The 23,510-nt window shown below is 55.6% G+C and carries 21 protein-coding genes; 7 read left to right on the top strand and 14 right to left on the bottom strand.

The genetic code is table 11. The features are described from left to right. The first annotated feature begins 78 nt into the window (after nt 1-78). Together GKO01_RS10380 and GKO01_RS10385 are read left to right on the top strand one after the other, a co-directional pair. Nucleotides 79-870, top strand: coding sequence for a triose-phosphate isomerase (locus GKO01_RS10380; RefSeq protein WP_099287034.1), 792 nt, complete (start codon nt 79-81; stop codon nt 868-870). Beyond that, complete coding sequence (locus GKO01_RS10385; protein ID WP_244901417.1) at nt 867-1,688, top strand: DeoR/GlpR family DNA-binding transcription regulator; 822 nt, start codon at nt 867-869, stop codon at nt 1,686-1,688. Before GKO01_RS10380 ends, GKO01_RS10385 begins: the two co-directional genes overlap by 4 nt. Here the strand turns inward: GKO01_RS10385 and GKO01_RS10390 are convergent. After that, nucleotides 1,675-2,709, bottom strand: coding sequence for an alpha-E domain-containing protein (locus GKO01_RS10390; RefSeq protein ID WP_244901418.1), 1,035 nt, complete (start codon nt 2,707-2,709; stop codon nt 1,675-1,677). The two genes, GKO01_RS10385 and GKO01_RS10390, sit on opposite strands and share 14 nt — an antisense overlap. Further along, nucleotides 2,706-4,217, bottom strand: coding sequence for a circularly permuted type 2 ATP-grasp protein (locus GKO01_RS10395; RefSeq protein WP_099287035.1), 1,512 nt, complete (start codon nt 4,215-4,217; stop codon nt 2,706-2,708). The genes GKO01_RS10390 and GKO01_RS10395 overlap by 4 nt, the downstream gene beginning before the upstream one ends. A 300-nt stretch (nt 4,218-4,517) precedes the next feature. On the opposite strand from GKO01_RS10395, the gene GKO01_RS10400 reads away from it, so the two are divergent. After that, the gene (locus GKO01_RS10400) at nt 4,518-5,396 is read left to right on the top strand and encodes a transglutaminase family protein (RefSeq protein WP_099287099.1); all 879 of its coding nucleotides are present in this window, start codon (nt 4,518-4,520) and stop codon (nt 5,394-5,396) included. Further along, nucleotides 5,383-6,459 (top strand): zinc-binding metallopeptidase family protein, encoded by a 1,077-nt coding sequence (locus GKO01_RS10405; protein WP_099287036.1) that lies wholly within the window; start codon nt 5,383-5,385, stop codon nt 6,457-6,459. The genes GKO01_RS10400 and GKO01_RS10405 overlap by 14 nt, the downstream gene beginning before the upstream one ends. A gap of 64 nt (nt 6,460-6,523) precedes the next feature. Here the strand turns inward: GKO01_RS10405 and GKO01_RS10410 are convergent, their stop codons facing one another. The 3 genes from GKO01_RS10410 to GKO01_RS10420 all read right to left on the bottom strand — a co-directional run bounded on the left by GKO01_RS10410 (nt 6,524) and on the right by GKO01_RS10420 (nt 10,556). Beyond that, a complete protein-coding gene (locus GKO01_RS10410; RefSeq protein ID WP_099287037.1) occupies nt 6,524-7,816 on the bottom strand; it encodes an NAD(P)/FAD-dependent oxidoreductase in 1,293 nt (430 codons plus the stop codon). A gap of 697 nt (nt 7,817-8,513) precedes the next feature. Further along, nucleotides 8,514-9,542 (bottom strand): methionine synthase, encoded by a 1,029-nt coding sequence (locus GKO01_RS10415; protein WP_099287038.1) that lies wholly within the window; start codon nt 9,540-9,542, stop codon nt 8,514-8,516. A gap of 30 nt (nt 9,543-9,572) precedes the next feature. Further along, a complete protein-coding gene (locus tag GKO01_RS10420) occupies nt 9,573-10,556 on the bottom strand; it encodes a DUF1852 domain-containing protein (protein WP_099287039.1) in 984 nt (327 codons plus the stop codon). A 683-nt stretch (nt 10,557-11,239) separates the two neighbouring features. Here GKO01_RS10420 and pgm point away from each other — a divergent pair. Further along, nucleotides 11,240-12,886 (top strand): phosphoglucomutase (alpha-D-glucose-1,6-bisphosphate-dependent), encoded by a 1,647-nt coding sequence (gene pgm / locus GKO01_RS10425; protein WP_099287040.1) that lies wholly within the window; start codon nt 11,240-11,242, stop codon nt 12,884-12,886. A 99-nt stretch (nt 12,887-12,985) separates the two neighbouring features. On the opposite strand, the gene GKO01_RS10430 is transcribed toward pgm, so the two are convergent. From GKO01_RS10430 to hisB, 8 genes are all read right to left on the bottom strand, one after another. Next, on the bottom strand, nt 12,986-15,859 hold the full coding sequence (locus GKO01_RS10430) for an outer membrane beta-barrel protein (RefSeq protein ID WP_099287041.1): 2,874 nt from the start codon (nt 15,857-15,859) through the stop codon (nt 12,986-12,988). A 633-nt stretch (nt 15,860-16,492) separates the two neighbouring features. Then, the gene (locus GKO01_RS10435) at nt 16,493-16,840 is read right to left on the bottom strand and encodes a histidine triad nucleotide-binding protein (RefSeq protein ID WP_099287042.1); all 348 of its coding nucleotides are present in this window, start codon (nt 16,838-16,840) and stop codon (nt 16,493-16,495) included. Between the two features lie 14 nt (nt 16,841-16,854). After that, complete coding sequence (locus GKO01_RS10440; RefSeq protein ID WP_099287100.1) at nt 16,855-17,256, bottom strand: phosphoribosyl-ATP diphosphatase; 402 nt, start codon at nt 17,254-17,256, stop codon at nt 16,855-16,857. Between the two features lie 4 nt (nt 17,257-17,260). Beyond that, nucleotides 17,261-18,022, bottom strand: coding sequence for an imidazole glycerol phosphate synthase subunit HisF (hisF, locus tag GKO01_RS10445; protein ID WP_099287043.1), 762 nt, complete (start codon nt 18,020-18,022; stop codon nt 17,261-17,263). Next, entirely contained in the window at nt 18,016-19,374 is a 1,359-nt protein-coding gene (gene hisA, locus GKO01_RS10450) for a 1-(5-phosphoribosyl)-5-[(5-phosphoribosylamino)methylideneamino]imidazole-4-carboxamide isomerase (protein WP_174694287.1), read from the bottom strand. Before hisA ends, hisF begins: the two co-directional genes overlap by 7 nt. Beyond that, on the bottom strand, nt 19,371-20,009 hold the full coding sequence (gene hisH, locus GKO01_RS10455; RefSeq protein WP_099287045.1) for an imidazole glycerol phosphate synthase subunit HisH: 639 nt from the start codon (nt 20,007-20,009) through the stop codon (nt 19,371-19,373). Before hisH ends, hisA begins: the two co-directional genes overlap by 4 nt. Next, nucleotides 19,994-20,395, bottom strand: coding sequence for a hypothetical protein (locus GKO01_RS10460; RefSeq protein ID WP_099287046.1), 402 nt, complete (start codon nt 20,393-20,395; stop codon nt 19,994-19,996). Before GKO01_RS10460 ends, hisH begins: the two co-directional genes overlap by 16 nt. Next, nucleotides 20,392-20,988: an imidazoleglycerol-phosphate dehydratase HisB gene (gene hisB, locus GKO01_RS10465; RefSeq protein ID WP_099287047.1), complete on the bottom strand. Its 597-nt coding sequence runs from the start codon at nt 20,986-20,988 to the stop codon at nt 20,392-20,394. Before hisB ends, GKO01_RS10460 begins: the two co-directional genes overlap by 4 nt. 211 nt (nt 20,989-21,199) lie before the next feature. Here hisB and GKO01_RS10470 point away from each other — a divergent pair, with 211 nt between their 5' ends. Continuing rightward, entirely contained in the window at nt 21,200-21,802 is a 603-nt protein-coding gene (locus GKO01_RS10470; RefSeq protein ID WP_099287101.1) for a nitroreductase family protein, read from the top strand. A 4-nt stretch (nt 21,803-21,806) separates the two neighbouring features. Then, on the top strand, nt 21,807-22,991 hold the full coding sequence (ubiM, locus tag GKO01_RS10475; RefSeq protein ID WP_099287102.1) for a 5-demethoxyubiquinol-8 5-hydroxylase UbiM: 1,185 nt from the start codon (nt 21,807-21,809) through the stop codon (nt 22,989-22,991). Between the two features lie 15 nt (nt 22,992-23,006). Here ubiM and GKO01_RS10480 read toward each other — a convergent pair whose 3' ends face one another. Beyond that, nucleotides 23,007-23,492 (bottom strand): hypothetical protein, encoded by a 486-nt coding sequence (locus GKO01_RS10480; protein WP_099287048.1) that lies wholly within the window; start codon nt 23,490-23,492, stop codon nt 23,007-23,009. Nucleotides 23,493-23,510 lie beyond the last annotated feature (18 nt).

Here is a 23,510-nt window from a genome sequence, read left to right on the forward strand (position 1 = left end):
TAAAGAAAATTCTGGTCGGTCTGGGGTCAGGAGAATCGTCGTGACGATCCAGCGGGTCGGAAAGCTGTCGGGAGAGGCATCGTGAATCAGAAAAGCATCTGGGTCGGGACGAACTGGAAAATGAACAAGGGGCCGGCTGAAGCCATTGCGGATGCCCGCGCCCTAGCGTTTTTTCGTCCCCCTGAGGGCGTCCGGTGTTTTCTGGCCCCACCCGCCACGTCGCTGCGGGATGTGGGAGCAGTCCTTCAGGACAGCCCTCTGATGGTCGGCGCGCAGAATATGTATTGGGAAGACAATGGGGCGTGGACGGGTGAAATTTCCGCGCCGATGATCGCCGAATGCGGCGCGTCTATTGTCGTGCTGGGGCATTCTGAACGTCGGCAGCATTTCGGGGAAACGGACTGGACGGTCAACCTGAAGGTCCGTGCAGCGCTTCGGCATGGTCTGCGTCCTTTGATCTGCATTGGGGATACGCTCGACGAATATGAGTTCGGTGTGTCGCAGGAGACACTGGCGCGGCAGACAAAAATTGCGCTGCATGGGGTTTCACAGGAAGACCTTGAACGGGTTCTCGTGGTCTATGAGCCTGTCTGGGCCATCGGATCGGCAGGCCGTCCTGCTGAACCGGCTTTCGTCTCCCAGATCCATACGACGCTGCGTGGTGTCGTGAAAGAGATCGCGATGCAGGGCAGTTCCGTGCGGATTCCGCTGCTTTATGGCGGTAGCGTTTCGCGCGGCAATATCCGCGACTATGTGGCCCTGCCGGACGTGGACGGCGTGCTGATCGGCCGGGCAGGCTGGAATCCAGCGGATTTCATGGATCTGGTCGAGAGCGTGCGTGATGTGGTCTCTCCGAAGGTTCCTGCATGATGAGTGCCCTGCTTACGGAAGGGCAGGCACTGTCTGGCCGCCGGCGCGGGATTCTTGATTATGTCACCGAACATGGCGTGGTGCCGGTCGCGGACCTGCTGAAGCGCTTTTCGCTCAGTCGGGCTTCGATCAACCGGGATCTTCTGGTGCTCTGCGCGCAGGGTCTGGTCCGGCGGATCGGAACGGACATCACGACTCTTCCGAACATCGGCGCATCGGCAAGTGTGGTGTATCGCAGGGCGCAGGCCGTTGCTGAAAAGCAGGCGATCGCGACCTTGGCCGCCTCTATGGTGAGCCAAGGCGACACCGTAGCGCTGGATGATTCCACAACCGCAGGGGCGATGGCGGACACGCTGTGCGAAATCGCCCAGTTGACGGTCGTGACGAACAGTCTGGGCCTCGTCAGCCGTCTGGGGCCTTGCGAAACGGTCGGTCTGATCGGTCTGGGAGGACGTTATAGTCCGACGTTCGATGCTTTTGTGGGAAGGATCTGCGAGCAGGCTGTGATGTCCATGCGGATCAACATGGCATTCGTGTCGGCGGCCGCAATATCGGGCGTGACGGCCTATCATCAGGTTGAGGACATCATTCAGGCCAAGCGGGCCCTGATGGATGTGGCGGATTGCCGCGTTCTTCTGGCAGACAGCCGGAAGTTCGACACTGTGGCCATGAACCGGCTGGCGCTCCTGTCTGAATTCGACGTCGTGATTACGGATGATGGAATCGATCCCGCCTGCGCCGAACTGCTGCGGGACGCGGGCATATCGCTGAGGATTGCCAATGTCCCGCGCCCCGCTCCCGGACTTACTGCGGACTGAAAGTTGTCTGTCGCGTCATGACCGGAGCGATTGGCCAGAACGTGACGGAAACTTCCGCCTGCAAGGCCCCTAGCTCGTCCTGAATATAAGTCATGTATTCGTGCAATCCGCGGGAAATGATCTCCTCGACGGTCTGGTCTTCGAGCGTGGCCCTCAGATTGATGATGCGTTCCTGTAGTGGTCCGCATTGGTGGCGGAGATTGTAGTGTGTGGACAAGGCGTTAAGCGTGCTTTCCACCTGTCGCAGATTGAGCATCAAGGAGCGCGGAAACCCTTCGTTTTTAAGCAAAAACCCCACGACATTGGCCGGTGTGATCGTCACCGGCTGGAGGCGGCGGAAGGCATGATAGGCTGCAGCCGAACGCAGGACGGCCCCCCATTGCGTCAGGTCCATCTGCGAGCCAGAGATTTCGCCGCCCGGCAGCAGCGTATGGTATCGGATGTCGATTAGACGGGTGATCTGGTCGGAACGCTCCAGATATTTCCCCAGCAGATAGAACAGCCACGCCTGATCGCGGTACAGGGTGCCTTCGGTAACGCCGAAATGCGTCTGGCAGTCCTGTTTGATACGGTTGCATAGCCCGGACAGACCATTGCGGCGGATGTCGGGCGTGGACAGCTCCATCATGCTCTGGGTGAAAATATTGAGCTGCATCCACATTTCGGTGGAGATCAGCGGACGGGCTGAACGGGCATTTTCGCGGGCCATATGCGCCATGGCGCGGATGGACGTCGGGTTCGTGCTTTCCGTGATGTAGAACGCGAGGATGTTTTCTTCCGTCGCGGGCAGCGCATAAAGGGTGGCGTAGCGCTCTTCATCAGAATTGATCTGAAGGATGGAATCCCATCCCGGGCTGCCATCAGCATTGCGGACGAAGGCTTCCGTCACTTCCAGAATACGGGCGAGATTTTCGATCCGCTCCATATAACGGGCGAGCCACATCATGCTCTCGCCATAGCGCGACAGCAGCGTGTTGAGATTGGCGAGCATGGCGGGAAAGCGTGTGCCGGTCTGTGTCATCGGGCCATCACCCAGGTGTCTTTCGAGCCGCCGCCCTGTGAGGAATTGACGACCAGCGAGCCCTTGCGAAGGGCTACGCGGGACAGGCCACCGGGGAGGACCCATGTATTTTTTCCGGTCAGGGCGAAAGGTCGCAGGTCCACATGCCGGGCCTCCACACCGCTGGGACAAAGCGTGGGAGAGACCGAGAGGTCGATGACCGGCTGGCTGATATAATTGGAAGGATCTTCGAGCAGCTTCGCACGGAATTCGTCCAGTTCGGTCTGGGTGGCCTGCGAGCCTATCAACAAGCCGTAGCCACCGGACTCGCCGACGGGTTTGATGACCAACTTGTTCATATTGGCCAGCGTATAGGCCAGCCCCTCCGGCTCGGCGCAGATATGGGTCTGGACGCTGTCGAGGATCGGGTCTTCGCCAAGATAATAGCGGATGAGGCGGGGCATATAGGCGTATACGGCCTTGTCGTCCGCAACGCCCGTTCCCAGAGCGTTCGCCAGCGTCACGTTACCCCGGCGATAGGCTTCCACAAGGCCGGGAACGCCGAGCATGCTGTCCGGATTGAACGCCAGCGGGTCCAGATATTCATCGTTGAGGCGGCGATAGATCGCATGAACGGGCCGCAGCCCTGCGACGGTCCGCATATAGACGCGATGGTTCTCGACGATCAGATCCCGGCCTTCGACAAGGGGCACGCCCATCTCGCGGGCCAGAAAGACATGTTCGAAATAGGCGGAATTGTAGATGCCCGGCGAGAACAGGACGACCTGCGGATCGGTCACACTCTCGGGCGCGACCTCGCAGAGGGTCTGATGCAGTTTGAGGCCATATTCCTCAACCGAGCGCAGGGGCATGCCTGAGGCAAGGTCGGGCATCAGGCGCAGCATCATGTGCCGGTTCTCGATGACGTAAGAGACGCCCGACGGCGTGCGCGCATTGTCTTCAAGCACCATGAAGCGGCCGCTGCTGTCGCGGATCAGGTCGGTCCCGTTGATATGGACATAGACGTCACCGGGGACGCGGACGCCAACCATGGCGTCGCAGTAATTGGGATTACCGAGCACCAGACTGGCAGGGATGATTCCATCCCGCAGAACATGACGCTCATGATAGATGTCCCGCAGGAACAGGTTGAGCGCCTTGACGCGCTGCTGCACGCCCCGGTCGATATGATCCCATTCTAAGGCGGTGAGAACGCGCGGGATCATGTCGAAGGGGAGGATGCGGTCGATCGCTTCGCGGTCGGAATAGACGGTGAAAGTGATGCCCAACCGGTAGAGTTGTGTCTCAGCCGTGCTGGTGCGGTGGCGCAGTTCCGAAAGATCAAAACCAGCCAGACGGTCTCGCACGGTCCTGAGTGCGGGGGGTATGTCATCCGTCCGGCGCATGAGTTCGCAGAAAAAATCCGGTGTGTCATAGGCGGCGAAAATACCTGCCGCGGCCTTTGCCGGAGCCAGTGCGGAAAGACTGGTCGCGGAGGGATCGGGAGACTGCAAAACCGGCTTGCTCATTCTCTGCCTCACACCCTGTTTTTTCCTGACCCCGTTTGCTGAAGGAAAGCCCGATCAGCCGTGCCGGTTCGTTACGATATTTTATTAACGGAGCAAGATTTCGACGCTTTGCCAAGCGTGAAATTTGGCGTTTGGACAGATCGTGGGAAGTGTGGCGGAAATTGTTGCGGTTCCCGACAAGACTGATAGGGTAATGGTTTGAACGGCCATCAGACCCGGTGGTTGCCGGAGCAGGATGGCCCGAAAATCCTGTGTCAGGAATGCATTTCTGAAACTGATTGTCCTCAGGGCCTGCCGAGCATGAATTCCCGCGTCGTACTGCGTCACCATACCCGATATCAGTATGACCGACCTGTCTTTCTGGGCCGTCAGACCGTGCGTCTGTGTCCGGTGCCGCGTGTGGCCTCTGTCATCCGGAATTATGCGCTCGACATATCGCCGGACACTGCGGATGTGCTCTGGCGGCACGATGCGTACGGCAACCGTGTGGCGGAAGTCCGGGTTCCAGAGCGCGTTACGGCGTTTGATGTTTCGGTCAGTATGGAGGTGGATCTGGGTAGCCAGCCGGGTGAGGCAGGAGAGTCGGAAATACCGGTCTGTGCCGCCTACCGGGATGTCGATACGGCTGGGGCGCAGGTGTCCCGCTTCGTCGAAGCCTGGCGGATCGCGGGTGAGCAGAGGGTTCCGTCCGTGGTGGCGGATCTCAACCGGGCTGTGGCGGAGCGTCTGACCTATCAGCGCAGATTTGAGCCCGGCGTGTGGACGCCTGAAGAGACGTTGCAGCGGGAAAGCGGCTCATGTCGTGACAGCGCGTGGCTTCTGGTAACGATCCTGCGGCATCTGGGGTTTTCGGCGCGGTTTGTGTCGGGCTATCTGATCCAGCCGGATGACGTCAATGGCCTGAGCTGTGACCTGCACGCCTGGGCTGAAGCATGGATTCCGGAAAGTGGCTGGGTTGGTTTTGATACGACGTCCGGTCTGATGGTGGCGCAGCATCACATTCCGCTGGCGGTCGCCGGGCGTCCCGAGGAAACCGCGCCCATTTCAGGACTGCTGGACCGCTGCAAGGCCACGTTTGAAGTCACGATGCGTGCGACACCGCTTCCCGTCGGGAACATTGCTCCGGAACTGGCCATGATCGGGGAAGGCGGTGTAATGCATTCCCATGAAGCTCTTTGAGTGCCAGTTCTGCGGACAGATTCTCTTTTTTGAAAACACGGTTTGCGAGCACTGCCGCCATCCTGTCGGGTACCTTCCGGAACAGTCACTGCTGACTGCGCTGGACCCGGCTGGGGAGCGGCTGTGGCACCCGCTTGAGCCCTCGGCCCGGCATGAGAGTCTGCGCTACTGCTCCAATCATGATCATGACGTCTGCAACTGGCTGACCGAACCTGACCCGCACAGTGACAGGTCATTCTGTTTTGCCTGTCGCTTCAACCGTACGATTCCAAGCCTTGACATCCCCGGAAATCTGGAGCGTTGGCGCAAGATCGAGGTGGCCAAGCACCGCCTATTCTACACGCTTTTGCGCCTCAGACTGCCCATTCGGGATCGCCGTCAGGCCCCGGAGAACGGGCTTGTGTTCGACTTCCTTGATGATGCGCCGGACGGATCGGCACCCGTCATGACGGGGCATTCCAACGGCGTCATTACCATCGCCATGCGCGAAGCCGACGATGCTACGCGCGAACGGATGCGTGTCGAGATGGGAGAATATTACCGCACGCTTCTCGGGCATTTCCGGCACGAGATCGGGCATTATTACTGGAACCTGCTAGTGCGCGACGCTGGGCGGCTGGAGGAGTGTCGAGCCGTTTTCGGTGATGATCGGGCGGATTATCAGCAGGCACTTCAGGTCTATTATGACAGCCCCCCGCCACCCCAATGGCAGGACAATCATGTCAGCGTCTATGCGACATCCCATCCGTGGGAGGATTTTGCAGAAACCTGGGCGCATTATCTGCATATCGTCTCAACGCTCGAAACCGCCTGTGCTTTCGGTGTCAGCGTCAATCCGCGTCTTGAGGGGATCGGCCATGCTTTCGGGCGAACACTCGAAGATCCCTATACGCAGGCATCTTTCGAAGACATCATGCAGGCTTGGCTGCCCCTGACCTATGCTGTGAACAGTCTGAACCGCTCCATGGGGCTGGCGGATTTCTATCCATTTGTGCTGACGGCAGGTGTCATGCACAAACTCGCTTTCATTCATCGCCTGATCCGCGAAAGTCAGAGCGTCTGAATTCAGGGAAAACTCTACGGAACGTTTGCATACGTCATGATGTAACGAGCCTCGCGACGTCCTATCAGTCCAGTCGGACGGAGGGACGCACAAAGGTTTCCACCCAGTCCGAGTAACAGGACATCAGACCGCGATAATAGCCGAAGAGTTCCATCTGATGCTGGCGATACAGCATCAGATGCGCCAGTCGCGCCGAAAAACCATGCGAGATTCCCCCGCCCCAGACGGTTCCCCCCGGGAGGGCGGCCCAGCCATTGTATTTTCCGAGGGCCACGATCGCGCCTTTGTTATGGAAGACGCAGCCCGGGACTTTCCGGCCATGCTCGATCCATGCGGGAAGATATCGGGCCAGATGTTTGGCCTGTTGCCCCGCAACCTGAGCTGTAGCGGGCAGGGGATCATCCTGAATGAAAGAACAGTCTCCAAGCGCGAAAATACGCTCATCGTCAATGGAAGACAGGTTCGGATTGACGAGGATCTGGCCGGTCCGGTTGATCGTCAGCCCGCCATAGGCAGTAGTGACTTCGGGGGCTTTGACACCTGCCGCCCAGACACGCAGCTTGGCGGGAACATAAGATCCATCTTTCAGAATAAAGCCATGGGCATCCGCTCCGGCAACGCGGGCGTTGGTCTGAACGGTCACGCCGATATGTTCGAGTTCCTTCTGGGCGGCCGCAGAAACGGATTCCGGAAAAGCGGGGAGGATACGCGGACCTGACTGAAGAAGCGTGACATGCAGTTTGGGCGGTGCCTTGCCGAACGCGTGCAGATTATATGGGCCGACGATCTCTAGGGCCTTATGCAGTTCGGCGGCAAGCTGAACGCCGGTCGCACCACCGCCGACAATCGCAATGTCCAGTTCGGACGTATTGGCGAATGCGCGAAGCAGTTCCATACGGAATTTCTCGTTGAAAGCATTGGCCTCCACGAGGTTGTCGATGGACATGCAGTATTCTTTAACGCCGGGTGTGCCGAAATCATTGGCGCAACTGCCGATCGCAATGACGACCGTGTCGTATTTCATACGGCGGCTTTCCAGAACGACGGTGCCGTCTGCTTCCAGAAGCGGACTGAGGATCACTTCCCGGTTTTCACGATCAATAGAGGCGACTTCACCGGGCCAGAATTCAAAATGATGACCGCTGGCCTGTGTGATAAAATTCACCTTGTCGTTTTCATTGCTGAGCGTGCCGGACGCAAAGCAGTGCAGCATCGGTTTCCAGACGTGGGAAAAGCTCTTGTCGATCAGCGTAATGCGCGCTTTTCCGGGTTTCCCCATCGATTTTCCGAGGCGCGTTGCGAGAGACAGGCCAGCGACGCCACCTCCGACAATCAGAATTTCAGGTCGAGACAGCATCGGTTTTCATGCCTCCGTTAAGGGGATGGGCAGCAAAAAAAGATACACAGAAAGAGATGTTTACGCCTCGCCACAGCAGTAAACAGTGAGGATCGGAAGAGACTATTATGAGCATTCCGGATATGACGAAAATCATATTCAGGTGACTGTAATAAAGTTCGGTGAGCACTTTTCTGAAATAGACGTTTGTTAGCGGAATTTGATGATGTGATGTTGTTTTGAAGCGTAATCCGGGAATTCTCAAAGCTCGTTGGGAAATTCATGGAGGAGCCGTTTCGGCGTAATATGTGGCGCTATACAGTGATGTGGATCACGACCTTTGCTACGCGCGGCATCCCGCTTTCAATCCTCCATTGGAAAAGGATTGAGGAGATTTTTGCTGTATCTGGGTGTCGGATCATGTCGAGCGTGACATTGAGAAAGGTAGCTTTGCTCATCAACCTGAGAAGGTCGTGAGCAATCGGTGACCCAATCGGGTTTTGCAGATCGCATTCAGCGTCAAGCGCTGAAACACCCTTTCACACAACGCAATCGTTACCTGAAATGGTCAGGTAGAACTCAATCATCAAACGACGGCCGTGACGTTGCTGAAGGCGTACCTCATTAACATCACGGCCGTTTATAACTCTGGATGACAGGTCAGAATTCTGAACGGATCATCCTCAAATCAATCTGGCGAGCTTATGAGACCAAACACTCAGGCCGAAAGTTCTTTCCGAACGATTGCTGCGCCTGCGCTCAGAGCGTTCAGCTTTCCCGTTGCGACCTGCCGGGACAGCGGGGTCATTCCGCAGTTGGTCGACGGATACAGCTTGTCCGCATCGACGAACTGAAGCGCTTTTCGTAGCGTGCTGGCGACTTCTTCCGGCGTTTCAACGGTGCTGGTCGCCACGTCGATGGCGCCGACCATCACCTTCTTACCGCGGATGAGTTCGATGAGATCCATCGGAACGCGCGAGTTCTGACATTCCAGCGAGATCAGATCGATGTTCGACCGCTGCAGCTTGGGGAAAATCTCCTCGTACTGTCTCCACTCCGAGCCCAGAGTGTTCTTCCAGTCAATATTCGCCTTGATGCCGTAGCCGTAGCAGATATGGACGGCGGTTTCGCATTTCAGGCCTTCAATGGCCTTTTCTAGCGTTGCGATGCCCCAGTCATTCACTTCATCGAAGAAAACGTTGAAGGCAGGCTCATCGAACTGGATAATGTCCACGCCCGCCGCTTCAAGTTCACGGGCTTCCTGGTTCAGGATGCGGGCGAACTCCCAGGCGAGTTTTTCGCGGCTCTTGTAATGTGCGTCATGCAGCGTATCGATCATGGTCATGGGGCCGGGAAGGGCCCATTTGATCGGCTTGTCCGTGAGCTTGCGCAGGAACTTGGCGTCTTCGACGAAGACGGGCTTTTCACGCGACACGGCACCCACGACGGACGGCACGCTTGCGTCGTAACGGTTACGGATCTTGACCGTCTGGCGGTTCTCGAAATCGACGCCGCTCAGATGCTCGATGAATGTCGTGACGAAATGCTGGCGCGTCTGTTCGCCGTCGCTGACGATATCAATGCCGGCACGGTTCTGGTTGTCCAGCGTCAGGCGCAGGGCGTCCTGCTTGCCTTCGACCAGTTCCTCCCCCTGAAGTTTCCAGGGGGACCAGAGGGTTTCCGGCTTTGCGAGCCATGACGGTTTCGGCAGGCTGCCAGCGGTCGAAGTCGGGAGAAGTGTTTTCATGATGATTGCGGCCTTGGTGTTTTTGATGGATCAGGCGGGAAACTGGGCAGACCACTGTCCCAGAATGTCCTGATACGGCTTGATGAAGCGTTCTTCCGTGAACAGACCCTGTTCAACGGCCAGCCTGCTGCGCTCTTCACGATCGTAAACGATCCGGGTCAGCGAATAATCCTGATGCTTCAAGGTGGGCTGATAGCAGTCGGATGCCGGAGAATTGGCATTGTAGATTTCCGGCCGGTAGATTTTCTGGAATGATTCCATCGTGCTGATCGTGCTGATCAGTTCCAGATCGGAATAGTCTGACAGAAGGTTCCCGATGAAATAGAACGCCAGCGGCGCGGTGGCAAAAGCAGGCATGAAATACCGGACTTTCATGCCCATTTTCCCGAAATACTGATCGGTCAGGGAAAATTCGCGCTGTTCGTATTCGATCCCCAGAACCGGATGATGGTTTTCGGTCCGATGATAGGTTCTGTTGCTGGAAACGCTCAGGCAGATGACGGGTGCTTTGCCAAACAGGGCCTTGTAGTCAGCCGAATGAATCGCCGCCTTGAACAGATTGCCATGCAGATCCCCGTAATGCTCGGGAACCTGAAACTCTGACCGACCCTGATTGTGTTTCAGGAGCAGAACGCTGAAATCATAATCGCGAACATAGGACGAAAAACTGTTTCCGGAGAGGCCCGGGATCCGCTCGTTTTTAACTTTGTCGACAATAGTCGTGTTGAGAATTTCAATGAGCGGAAAGACGTCTTGCTTCGCGCTGGCATTGATATTCATTTCGATGGAAATGATCTCGAGCTCGACAGAATAGCGATCTGCTTTTGGATTGTCCCAATGTGCGAGGGAATTGAAGCGATTATCAATCATCTGCAGGACTTTTTGCAGATTTTCGCGCCGGTGTTCCCCTCGGGCCAGATTGGCGAAATTGGTTGTCAGGCGTGTGTCGTCCGAAGGTGTATAGTCTTCATCAAACCGGGTTTTCTTGATAGAGAACGTAAATTCGGCAGACATTCCTGTTTCCCCTCGATTGGGCAGAATTCTCCAGATTATTATTAAATCTGTTGAGAATTTTATTTGTTCACATCTTTAATTAAGCAGTTTTATACTGATTGAGTTGAGACGCGTTGGAAGACGTTATGCCTGAGAGCGTCTGTGAGAAAAAATGATTTTATTTCATTAATCCATGAAATTTATTCATGTGATGCTGCCTGCTTGTATGACTGCCCGCTCAGAGACGAAGAATGCCTCACAAAATTAAGATGTCGGGGGTATCTTTTTTGATCCGCACACACAAAAAGAGTTGTTCGGAAATACTATTGGAGTGAGAGAGGAATCCAGATAAAGATTTTATAATCCTAAATGGGATAAAACATGATATTTTTCGAATTTTAATTTATACTTAATTCGTAAATACATTATAAATTTCAATATTTATATTGGATTTAACTGTAAGATAATCAAATTAATCCAAGATTTAGGCTATGATTTGGCTCGCCGGAACAGTTTTTTCTCCACGATGAATTTTCGTGAATGGTAATTGGTATTGAATCTTCATGAAATGAACGCATCTCTCTGGACATCAATCCAGATACACGTTCTCCTGCCTGAACGACGCGTCCGGATAGGACGTTCATGCGTTATGGCCGTCAACAAACGGCACCATATTCAACGTGGATGCAAGGATCTCTAAAGCTATGGCCCATCTCAGTGCTCTGGCAGGAAAAACACTTTCCGCCTCCCAACTCACCGACATTCCCGCCCTGATCGCGGCATATTATGATCGCGAACCCGATCCTGCGGTCTCCACGCAGCGCGTGTCTTTCGGTACATCAGGCCATCGCGGCTCCTCACTCCACACCAGTTTTAACGAAAACCATATCCTTGCCATCTGCGAGGCCATTTGTCGGTATCGCAAGGCCGAAGGAATTGATGGCCCCCTCTTTATCGGTATGGACAGTCACGCGCTCTCTGGTCCGGCGCAGAAATCCGCCATCGAGGTATTTGCCGCGCACGGTATCGATGTGCGGATCGACGAAAATGGCGGCTATACGCCGACCCCGGTCATCTCTCATGCTATCCTGACATACAACAGGGGCCGCTCCACGGGCCTTGCCGATGGCGTGGTCATCACGCCGTCGCATAATCCTCCTGCAGATGGCGGGTTCAAATATAACCCGACCAATGGCGGTCCGGCCGATACCTCCATCACCAAAGCCATTCAGGACATGGCCAACGACTTCCTCGCTAACGGCCTGAAAGACGTCAAACGCCTTCCTTATGACCAGGCCAGACAGGAAGCCTGCATCAAGGGCTACGATTTCATCACGCCTTATGTGAACGATCTGGACTCCGTCATTGACATGAAGGCCATTCGGGACGCTGGCGTGAAAATCGGCATCGATCCTCTAGGCGGAGCGGCTGTCGCGTACTGGAAGCCTATCATCGACCGATACGGCCTCAACGCTACCGTCGTCAGCGACGTGGTGGACCCGACCTTCTCATTTATGACAGCCGACTGGGACGGGCAGATCCGCATGGACTGCTCCTCCCCCTACGCCATGGCACGTCTGATCGAAATGGGCGACCGCTTCGACGTTGCCTTCGCCAACGATACAGACGCCGACCGCCACGGGATTGTCGCCATGCCCGATGGTCTGATGAACCCCAATCATTATCTTGCCGTGGCGATTTCCTATCTGTTCCAGAACCGCCCGGATTGGAGCCCCGAACTCGGTATCGGCAAGACACTCGTTAGCAGCGGCCTGATCGATCGCGTGGCAGCCGAAATGGGACGTAAACTGGTTGAAGTACCGGTCGGCCTGAAATGGTTTGTGCCCGGTTTGATGGATGGATCGCTGGGCTTTGGTGGCGAGGAAAGCGCAGGCGCCACGTTCCTGCGGCGCGACGGCTCCGTCTGGACCACGGACAAAGACGGTCTCATTCTGGGCCTTCTGGCGGCTGAAATTACAGCCAAGACCGGCAAGAACCCCAGCGCCCATTATCATGAAATCATCGCCCGTCTCGGCACACCCTATTACGAGCGCATTGACGCAGCGGCAAACCCGGAACAGAAAGCAAAGCTCAGCAAACTCACGCCAGAACAGTTCCCGCTGGAAACGCTCGCCGGTGACAAAATCATCAGCAAACTGACCCGCGCACCGGGTAATGACGCGCCGATTGGCGGCCTGAAAGTCGTCACCGAGAACGGCTGGTTCGCCGCACGTCCGTCCGGCACGGAAGATGTCTACAAGATTTACGCGGAAAGCTTTGTCAGTCCCGAACACCTGCGGGCCATCCAGCAGGAAGCACAAGACGCCATTTCAAAAGTATTCGCGTCCTGATCCGAAGCATTTGTAAGGGGAAAGCCCCTTACAATTTGAAATTGTATAGGAATCATCGTCAGAGTAGAAGATTTCTAACTCTGACGATGAAATCAGATATTAGTTATACACCATCTCAAAGTAGATGCTGCGACCATAATCTTCTTTTGCTTCAAGGCGGTCGAGATGTTGTCCGTAATACATCCGCGTATGTGATCCCGCCAGATTATAGACTTCGTATTTCAAGCGGAGATCATCTGTAATATCGGTCCAGGCACCGAGATCAAGGCTTGGCTGAGATCCGTAACCGTACATCTGCGTAGGATCGTCATTAAGACCTTCAAGATACTTTGCGGAATACGAAAACGCGGCTTTGACCGCACTACGAATTTGCGGAATGTGCCATGTCACGCTGCCGTTGAAAACATACGAGGGCTGTTCGGTCAGTTGCTTCAGTTTGTAAGAAACATTGACGCCCTGATAGGTCATCCGACCCCGCATCCAGGCTCCGCTGGCATTAATATCAAAAGACTGTTTCCATGGACCTTTGATATTACGGTTCACGATCGAGACCTCAACACCCATCAGCGACGAATTGTTAGCATTTCGCGGCTGTGTGACATAAGTGAGTTCGTCATTGATCACTTCGGTCGATCTGGTGGTGTAAATATCGTGTTTGATAATTTTATCAAAATAAGCAACGCTAAATACACCCTTTCCACGGTTAAAGAATTTATCGAGAGAAATATCGAAATTATGCGATTTGCGAGGCATCAGGTTTGGATTGCCCCGAGACATTGAACAATTGACGGTTGCTGTCTGAGTATCTTGAGAAGAACCACAGCTATATTGTGCCGCCTGTGCAAGGTCTGTCGGCTGAGGCCGACCGACAGATTGACTATAGACAGCATGAAGAATCAGATTTTTGGGAAACTCGTGAACGAACGTCACAGAAGGGAGTGGGTTGATATAACCCCCGTTATTTTTTTCAAGCTTTCCTGTTGGGTTTGAGGAACTGTCAATTCCCGGAGTAAGCGCATTGAAGTTGACCGAATCAGCGCGAACACCTGCTATAATCTGCGAATTACGCCACTTGTAGTGAAGCGAGACATACCCATCGAATAGCTGTTCCCGATACCGGAAATAGGCCAGTTCCGTGTAATTTTTGGATTTGACGGAATCAAGTGTCTGCTTGTTCCATGGAAAATTCTCCAGGTCGAAGAATGGTCCGTTCGGGTTCTGCATATCCGGGATGAACATGCTTGAAGCTGCGTTTCCACCGGGTTTGTACCAAAGCTGATCCGATGAATTATTGGCATTCAGACTCCGCCATTCAAAGCCGCTCGCAAATCCAAATCCGTGAAAATCCGGGCTGAGGTTACGGGTATAATCCAAACGAACGTTCGTAACCCCTTCATGATCACGATCATCTTCCTGTTCAACAGTCTGGAACGCGTAGCCGCTGTTGAGAAGTTTGTTCATGTCGATAATGTCGACAAGATTGGCTACGTTTTCTCTGTTGATGGTATAATCGGCGAAAACAGCGCCTTTTGCATTTTCTTTCGGATAAACACGGGCAGCCACATACGGCTCGTGATTGTAATAATCTTCCCATGTATATCCAGCGCGTAATTTCAGCGTTGAGATATTGTCGTGCCAACTCAGATTGCCCAGAACACCATCGGTATTCATTCGCCAGTTATCTTTTCGACCGATCGTCCGGGCACGGTAGATGTATTCACGTCCTGAAGTTGGGGTCTGATTCCAGATACCTGTATCGTCGAGCAGGTATTCGTTATGCTCCATGAAGGAATTTTCCCACCTCTCATAAGCATATCCCATAACGGATGCACTGAATCCGCTATTTTCTGGATGCCATTCGAGGCGTGTGGCCCCACCCAGGGAATTGAGATCATTGGAATAACTTCCACCGTCAACATAGCGGGGAGCAGTCATGCCGTTCCAACCTGGGGTGCTTGGATCGTTTGGACTTAGAATTTTACCTTTAGTGTTATAGTAATTGTAACTATCTTCTTGCCACTTCTTGGTCGTGTTTCGGGTGCGTTTTTGGTACCGGAATGACGATATAATGCCGAATTCTTTATTTTTTCCAAATCGATCAGAGAAAACAGCCTTAGCGCCCTGTCCTAGATGCGGTGACATGCCCGGTATTCGGTTAGCGCCTGCTGAACCTTTCTCGGTACTATAAATACCGTAGGCGTTCACGTATTTGTAAAGCCCGTCATGATCAAAGGCGCTGCGAGGGTTCATGTTAATGACCGCACCGATGGCACCTCCATCCTGTTCAGCAGTAAAGGTCTTGTAAATATCGTCCTCTCCGGTCATTTCAGCCGGTATGTTCTGCATATTGACGCGCCTGCGAATACTACCGCCGTCACTGATACTCGCCAGCGTCATACCGTCCAGTGTTGTTTGATTGAGGTCGGAAGAAACGCCGCGTACACTGATATAACGAGGTTCGTCACCATTACGGATGCCCGTGACACCTGGAAGCTGCGTCAGCAACTGGGCCATAGACGTTGCCCCACCAAGGTTGGACGCGTCATCATAAGTTATGGAGTCAACAACACCCGCAAAATTACGTTTTGTCCGTAGTTCGTGCCGGCTTCCTCTTACCGTCAGGTTATCCTCCATGTCTGCTTCAGATTCGGTAGACTTTTTGGAGGATGTGGCACGCAATGTGAGGTGCTTCGGGTTTGATGCATCGATTTTGAAAGCATTCTTACCGAGCAGTTTGCGGAGTGCTTTCAGGTTATCCATTCTCCCATAAAGCGGGGCAGACCGCAGACTGTTCGTCACATTGGCATCAAATGCGACATACATTCCTGTCTGTTTGCTAAAAACCGTCAGTGCGGATGTCAGCGATTGTGAGGGAAGAGAAAAAACGCTCTGGGAATCTTGGGCTAAAGCAACAGCAGGCACAAGACACGGAACTGAAAGCGCAAACGCGAAAGACCGACTTGAGAAAGACATTCGTGAAGCCTTGAATTGGAATAAACAGAGATCTGCTCTCGCTGCGCGGGACGTTTACTGGTTTTTGATTATTTCTCTTGTTAATGTTTTGTTTCATTTAACGTTTTATAGTGATATTTTGTATTAATTATTGCTTCTCCCACGATATTTTATGGTTATGGAGTGCCGTAATGGATATCTATTATTTCAATAAAGTAAAAATATTCGATAAATATCCATCAATATTTTAAATATCTTTTTGATAAAAAATTTAATTATCTGGATAAGAATAGAATTCTTATTTCAAGGATGTAATCCAATATATTACTGCATATAATATCTATTTTAATTAATTTTATAGTTAATTTAACTTTATGGAAATTTTATTTTGATATCTTCTCGGTTATTTCATGAATTTATTATTGATACTTCTTCGTAATTTCTTAATTTTCCGAAAAATTATTTAGTTTATGTAACGAATGCGACATATCTGGTTGGCTTGGATGGGTGCTGTAATATTTTGTATTTTAAAATTGGGTTCGCGTAGGACACAGTTATCCAAACGCTTTCATGATCGTCTCACAATTTTGGATAACAGTTTAAAACCCTGAACAGAGGCGTGGCATACGAATTGTATGCCCGCAAAATCTGGGTTTAGACGCCTAGAAAGGTGCCACCGAAGAGATGGACGTGGAAATGAGGAACTTCCTGTCCGGAATTGGGACCCGAATTGCTGATGAGGCGGAAGCCTTCGTGGGTCAGGCCCTGTTCCTCTGCGATTTTTGAAACAGCGCGCCAGAAACCTGTGAGTTCTTCTGAGGAAGCTGTTGCGCTGAAATCAGCGATGGAGATGTAAGGGCTTTTTGGAATGACCAGAACGTGGATAGGCGCCTTTGGGGCGATGTCGTGGAAGGCGAGGACGAAATCGTCTTCATAAACCGTGCGGGCAGGGATTTCCTTACGCAGGATGCGGGCGAAGATATTGTTGGGGTCGTATGCCATGGGCAGGCTCCTGTTCAGCCAATCTTTTCCTTGGGGCGGGCAGCTTTTTCTGCGATGCCGCTGGTGCCTTCGCGGCGCTTGAGTTCCGTCCAGACGTCTTCAGGAGAGACGCCTGCATCCACCCACATGACGATCAGGTGGTACAGAACATCCGCGCTTTCGCCGATCAGTTCCTTGCGGTTGCCGTTGACGGCTTCAATCAGACATTCGACGGCTTCTTCGCCGAATTTCTGGGCAATCTTGTTGCGGCCGCGGGACATCAGGCGTGCGGAATGGCTGAGGGACGGGTCGGTGCCGCGACGGGACTGGACCGTGTCATACAGGCGCTGGAGAATCTGTTCCTGCAGGAGGTCAGATTTTTTGTCATCCTGCTGTTTTGAGGGCTTCGGAGCCAGTTTTGTGGCGGGTTTTCCCATGATCTTATTCTCCAAGCCTGACCGGCAGACCGGCCTTGTTCAGCGCGTTCTTGACTTCATCGATGCGGAACTGGCCGAAGTGGAACACACTTGCCGCCAGAAGGCCACTTGCGCCAACTTCCGCGCCCTCCACGAAATGCTGTAATTCGCCCACGCCGCCCGAGGCAACGACCGGAACAGTTACGGCATTGCAGACCGCGCGCAGCAGATCGAGGTCAAAGCCTGCGCGGGTGCCGTCGCGATCCATGCTGGTCAGCAGGATTTCGCCCGCACCCAGATCCTGCATTTTCCGCGCCCATTCCACGACGTCCAGTCCCGTGGGCTCGCGGCCGCCTTTGGCATAGACTTCCCATCCATCCCGACCATTGGAGCGTGCATCGATGGCGACTACAATGCACTGGCTGCCGAAGCGTTCGGAGGCCTCACGGATCAGGTCCGGGTTCTTGATGGCAGCCGAATTGACGGCGCACTTGTCAGCACCGGCCAGCAGCAGACGGCGCATGTCTTCGCAGGTGCGCACACCACCGCCCACGGTCAGGGGCAGGCAGATGGCTTCGGCCGTGCGGCGAACGACGTCGAGAATGGTGTCCCGGTTTTCGACGCTGGCAGTGATGTCCAGAAAGGTGAGTTCGTCGGCACCGGCGGCGTCGTAAAGTTTGGCCTGTTCGACCGGATCGCCCGCGTCGCGCAGGGAGACGAAGTTCACCCCTTTGACGACGCGACCGTCCTTGACGTCCAGGCAGGGGATAACGCGGAGTTTCAGCATGACCCGAGAACGTCCAGTGCGTCTTTGAGCGCGATACGGCCGTCATAGAGCGCGCGTCCGACGATCGCGCCGGAAATGCCCGGAACGTCGCGGGCGACGTCGCGCAGGGCTTTGAGATGCTCCAGAGTTCCGACACCGCCGCTGGCGATGACCGGAATGGACAGGCGGCGCGCCATGTCTGCGGTCTGTTCGAGGTCGAGTCCGGCCAACATTCCGTCGCGGGTGATTTCGGTGAAGATCACTGCTGCGACGCCGGCATCTTCCATGCGTAGGGCCAGATCGTTGGCTTCCAGTTCCGACACTTCTGCCCAGCCTTCGGTGGCGACGCGGCCCTGCCGGGCGTCGATGCCAGCAACGATACGGCCCGGAAAGGCACGGGCGGCCTGACGGACGAGTTCGGGGTCTTTGACGGCCACGGAACCTAGAATGACGCGCGAGACGCCCGCTTCGAGCCAGCGTTCGATGGCGGTCATGTCCCGGATGCCACCGCCGAGCTGTACAGGAAGGCTTGTGGCTTTCACGATGGATTCAATCGCCGGAATATTAGTCGAACGTCCTGCAAAAGCACCATTCAGGTCCACGACATGAATGTGGCGGCATCCGGCTTCGGCGAACATGCGGGCCTGGGCACCGGGATCGTCAGAGTAGTGGGTGGCGTCTTCCATTTCGCCGCGCCGCAGGCGGACGCAGGCCCCATCCTTGAGGTCGATGGCGGGGTAGAGCGTCAGGCCATGTGTCGCAGGCGAAGTTTCCGGTTCAGGTGCCGCACTGGAGGCGGAACTGCTGGCGTCAGGCATCGTGATGCTGGACTGCCAGCGGGCGGCCTCGTTCTCGTTTGCTAGAAGTTTTGAGAGAAAAAGTCCGCGCACCGTCTGCCCTCCGATCCGTGCATAATAAGGATGCGTGCCCCAGTGTTCGAACTCGAATGACCGGAACAGCCCGATAGCGGCGACATGCGTTTCGCGGATGTCGCAGTTTACAACCTTGCAGCCAATGGCCTTTGCGCCCTTGAGCATGGTTTCCAGCAGTGTGCGTCCCAGACCGCGTCCGCGGGCATAGGGCGCCACGAAAAATCCGGTCAGGTTGGCGGTTGCCGCATGGGCTTCATAGCTTGCAGGCGGCCGGACAAGCTGACCCGCCCCGCAGATCGTGCCGCTGTCACGCACGACATACAGGCTGCGTTCCGGCACAAGCAGCAGGCCCTCGAAATAACGCGCCAATGCCTGATGGCCGGGAGGCTGAAGCCAGCCGAAGCCGCCACCGTCAAGAATACCCGCCGATGTGGCCTCAATCAGGGCGTCCAGATCTTCGGGCGACAGCGACGAGACGACCCGTTCACAGGTGATCGTCATGAAGTCCACCGCAGGAAGTTGCCGAGGATGGTTAGGCCGACATCCTGGCTTTTTTCGACGTGGAACTGTGTGCCGCAGCGGTTCCCGCGGGCAACGATGGCCGGAACCTGCGTGCCGTACTGCGCGGTGGCGACCAGATCGCTGTCCGCGCCATCATGCAGGGCGTAGGAATGAACAAAATAGCCGTGATTGCCCGGTGTAAGACCGTCCGTCAGCAGATGCGCGCCGGGTGTGAAATCCAGTGTGTTCCAGCCCATGTGAGGCAGGCGCAGGCCAGCACTGGCGGCTTCATCCATGCGGCGGATATTGCCAGAGATCCAGCCCAGCCCTTCGGTGCGGCCATGTTCGAGGCCATATTCGCTCATGAGTTGCATGCCGACGCAGATGCCGAGAAACGGAGTGCCATTGGAAGTTGCGGTTTCAAGCATGGCGCGCAGTTCGGGGCCAAGGCCCTGCGCGCAGTCCGCGAATGCGCCCTGACCGGGGAGGATCAGGCGGTCTGCGGTGAGGATGTCGTCTGAGTCGCGGGAAATGACGACGTCGGCTTCGATCCCCTTGCGTGTCGCGGCCTTGCGGGCTGCCTGTGCGGCCGAGGCGAGATTTCCGCCATTGTAGTCAATTACGACGACGCGCATGGAAACTCCGGAGATGTGCCGTAGGAAGGGGCGTATTGCTGCTGGTCCATCCAGCGCAGGAGCGCGATGTCCCGGCTGGGTGCGGCGATGGGCGTACCGGGAACGCGGCCATTCAGGCGCTGTTCCCACAGCCGGATCTCAGCCGTGAAGCTGGCGAGTACGGCGTGAATGGCTACGACCAGATCAAGCCGGGGCCAGAACCCTTTCAGGACATGCAGAACGATCATGGTGACGGCAGCAGCCAGAAGGGCGGAAATCCACGCGCCATAGGTCAGCAGACCAAACCAGCCGAAAAACAGGACGCGCCATGAAAAGCCGTCCTGCACCATCACGGGCATCTGCGGGCCGGGAGCATCAGGCTTCGTGCAGGGAATATAGAGCTTCACAGCACGCCTTTGGTGGAAGGGATAGCGCCCGCCGAGCGCGGATCATGCGAAACGGCAACTTTCAGCGCGCGGGCAACGGCCTTGAAGCCGCTTTCGGCAATATGATGCGCATTGGTGCCGGCCTTGCACGTCAAATGCAGGGCAATATGGGCGGACATGGCAAAAGCGCGGAAAAACTCTTCGAACAGTTCCGTGTCCATCATGCCGATCTTCTCCCGCGGGAAGATGACATTCCAAGCGAGATAAGGGCGGCCGGAAATATCCACCACGGCTTCGCACAGGGCTTCGTCCAGCGGGACAAGCGCATGACCGAAACGTTCGATCCCACGCTTGTCTCCGATGGCCTGACGAAAGGCCTGTCCGAAAACGATGCCGACATCTTCGACAGTATGATGCCCGTCGATATGCAGGTCTCCCTTGGCCTTCAGGTCAAGGTTGAAGCCGCCATGTTTGGCCAGCGCCGTCAGCATGTGATCGAAAAAGCCGATGCCGCTGTCCACGTCGGAACGGCCTTCGCCGTCGAGCGTGAGGGCAAGGGTGATGTCGGTTTCGCTGGTGGCGCGATGCAGGCTGGCGTGGCGGATGTCGTTCATGACCTCCCTGCTACACCAGCATGGCGCGGATTTCCACGCTATCCGGCTAAGATGCGTGCAAAATCCGTCCGTTTGCAGAAAGAAAAAGCCGGAGCGGGGAAAGCGTGTTCCCGGAGGAAACTGTGCGAAAGCACGTCACGTTTCCTTGAAGTGGGCTGTGTCAGGAAATTGCCCTTGGCGAGGAAGAGAGATGGGACCATATTTCCTGATTATGGCACATCATCATTCCCCCCTCGACGTCCTTCTCTCTCGCGCCTCGACGGACCATCTCGTCGAGCCTCCGCCGAAGGGGGATGATCTCCGCACCATTCTCTCCGCTGGTCTGCGGGCGCCGGATCACGGGAAAATGCGGCCCTGGCGATATACGGTGATCAAGGGCAAACATCGCGAGGCCTTCGCCGATCTCGTAGTGGAAGCGATGGGGCGGCAGGAGCCCGATGCCCCTGAAGCCAAAAAGACCAAGCGTCATCACCGCTTTTCCAACATGCCGATGATTATCGCACTGGGCATGCATCTTCAGCCTGAAGGAAAAATCCCGGTCATCGAACAGGAAATGGCTGTGGCGGCAGGAGCGATGAATGTTCTGAACGCGCTTCACGCATCCGGTTTCGGCGGTATGTGGGTAACGGGTCCGTTCTGTGAAGACCGTATTATGTTAACAGCTCTGGGGCTGCCCGAGCCGCATCGTCTCGCCGGTTTCCTGTTCGTCGGAACGCCCGCGAAGCATTCCGATGAGCGCAAGCGTCCCGAAATCGACGATTACATGGCGGTCTGGAAGGGCGATGCCATCAAGTTCGCCGCGGATGCCGGCTGAACGGATGCGTTACGACGTTATCATCGCGGGTGGTGGTCCGGTCGGGTTGGCTGCCGCCATTTCGTTTGCGCGGGACGGACGCAAGGTCTGCCTTGTCGAGCGGTCATCTGCGGATGTGCTGGCCGATCCGCCTTTTGACGGGCGGGAAATCGCGCTGACACATCATGCCTCGGAATGGCTGAAAGCCGTTGGGGCATGGGATGAAATCCCCGCTGGTAGCATCTGCCCGATGTATACAGCCCGGATTGAGACCGGGAAGACTGGAAATCCGCCACTTCTCTTTGATGCACCCGCCGATGGCCCTGATGCGCTGGGGCATATGGTGGCGAATCATCTGATCCGCCGGGCGCTTTATCGCGTGGTTTCGAGAACGCAGGGTATAGACCTCAAAGCCGGGGAAGGCATTGCCAGTTCGTGGCACGATACGCGGTCGGCAGGTGTCGTTCTGGCCGATGGCGAGCGTCTTGAGGCCGATCTGCTCGTGGCGGCGGATGGGCGTTTTTCACGCCTGCGGACCGAAGCCGGGATCGGGGCGATCGTGCACGATTTCCAGCGCAACATCATGGTCTGCCGGATGCGGCACCCCGAGCCGCATGCTAACACGGCGCTTCAGTGGTTCGATGAAGGTCAGACGATCGCTCTGCTGCCGGTCGCAACGGATGAGCGGCCGGGGTCCTGTTCATCGCTGGTTCTGACACTGGAGCCGGACGAGATCGCGCGTCTCAAGGCGCTGGATGGCAAGGCGTTCAGTGAAGATATCACCGCCCGCACGCAGGGCCGTATGGGGCCGATGACGCTGGAGAGTGCGCGTTGTGTCTATCCGCTCAAGGCCGTTTACGCCCATCGCTTTCAGGCTCCGCGTCTGGCCCTGATCGGAGATGCTGCGGTGGGAATGCACCCGATTACGGCGCACGGGTTCAATCTTGGCCTCAAGGGACAGGAAGTTCTGGCCAAGGCGATTGCGGATGGTCCGGGCGATGCGGGTGATCCGTCTGTTCTGTCGCGTTTCGAGCGGACGCACCGTCTGGCGACCGCACCGCTCTTTGCGGCCACCAATGCCATTGCGACCGTTTATACCCGTGACGAAGCCCCGTTCCTGATGGCGCGTCGAGCTGGGCTGGCGGTAGCCAACCGGCTTCTGCCCTTCAAGGCTGCCGTGACAAATATGCTGATGGATCGTCAGGGCTGAGGCTCTGACGATCTTTCAGTTGAAATGCGCTCGCAGCAGCGGTGTTGACGAAATGCAGAGCATGATCAGCCCGAACAGCGCCATGACCTTGATGATAAAAAAGCAGGCGTGATGGCGGGCATCCGCGCCGGTCGCCAGCATCATGAAGGGGTCTGGATCAGGAAAACCGGTTTTGCTGTTGATCTGCACGAGTTCCAGGGCCCGCTGACGGCTGGGCGCCGCCTGTGCCCGGCGGCGAATCAGTTCCGTCCCGGATATATCGGCTTTTTCGTGCAGGGCCGTAAGATAGAGTTCCAGATCTTCGCGGCGATACGCGATTTTGCCATCCGGGCCCTGCGTGTGTGCAGGCCCCGTGCCGAGAAGGGACAGCAGCTTCATTCTGCGTTCCGGTAGTGCGAGATGGGCGGCTGCTTCCGCTCTTGAGAGCGTTTTGGAGCGTACAGGCAGATGAAAGACCTGTCCGCCTGACTTTTCACCGGGAATATGTGTCGGAGACGGCATTGGTCTGAATCCTGATTT

Origin of the sequence: Gluconobacter kondonii (assembly GCF_002723995.1) — a bacterium.
GTDB classification, from domain to species: Bacteria; Pseudomonadota; Alphaproteobacteria; order Acetobacterales; family Acetobacteraceae; genus Gluconobacter; species Gluconobacter kondonii.